This is a genomic window from Tamlana crocina, from assembly GCF_012037625.1.
Window position 1 is genome coordinate 1 of the sequence record NZ_JAAVJS010000052.1, and the last position, 853, is coordinate 853.

The window sequence follows — 853 nt, forward strand, 5'->3', positions numbered from 1 at the left end:
CAAACCATTAAAGCTTTTAATTATGGAAGTGAACCTATGACTGGCATACTGTATCCCTCTATCCGAATGGAATATCAAGGGCTGAGTCAGCGTTGTGCTTTTAATGGCCATATTCCATGCCTTTACAATGGTGTCCTTTGTAGTCAGGTTATCACTTAAAGACCATCCTACAACCTTTCTGTTAAATAAGTCGATAATCACCGTAAGATACAGCCAACCTTGCTTGGTTTGGATATAAGTAATATCGCTTACCCATACTTGGTTTTGTCTTTTTACATCAAAGCATTGATTCAGCAAGTTGGGAGCTATTGGATAGCTATGGTTGCTATCTGTTGTTGTTCTAAAATTGCGTTTTCTTTTGGCCAGCAGATAATTGGCCTTCATGATACGCGCTACTCTTGGCCTAGATACCTTATAGCCCAATGATTCCAGTTCGGATTTCATTCTAGGTGCACCGTAGCTTTCATGGCTATCCTTGAATATGGTTTTGACCAGTGAACTTATCTTCTGATTTTCAATCCACAACTTACTTGGCCCTGTTTGCAACCAATGGTAATACCCGCTCTTACTAACTTTTAATATTTTGCACATCGTCTCAACAGGAAATTTCATTAAATGCTGTTTTATAAACCTGTATTTTTCTTGTCGCTCACGGAGAAGATGCCAATCGCCTTTTTTAAGATATCACGTTCTAGTTCGGCTTCTTTTAATGCCTTTTTTAATCGAGCTATCTCTTTTTCTTCATCGGTCATTTTAGGGTTACCTCGACCGGGAAAACTGTTCTTGCCATAATCCTTTAGCTCCTTACGCCAGCGGTAAAGTACTGATGGAAATATATCCAGGTCTTCACATA

At 39.2% G+C, this 853-nt stretch carries 1 pseudogene; it reads right to left on the reverse strand.

Features of this window, described 5'->3' with window-relative positions:
* A pseudogene (locus HC176_RS15540) lies at nucleotides 1-853 on the reverse strand (IS3 family transposase); the annotation flags it as partial.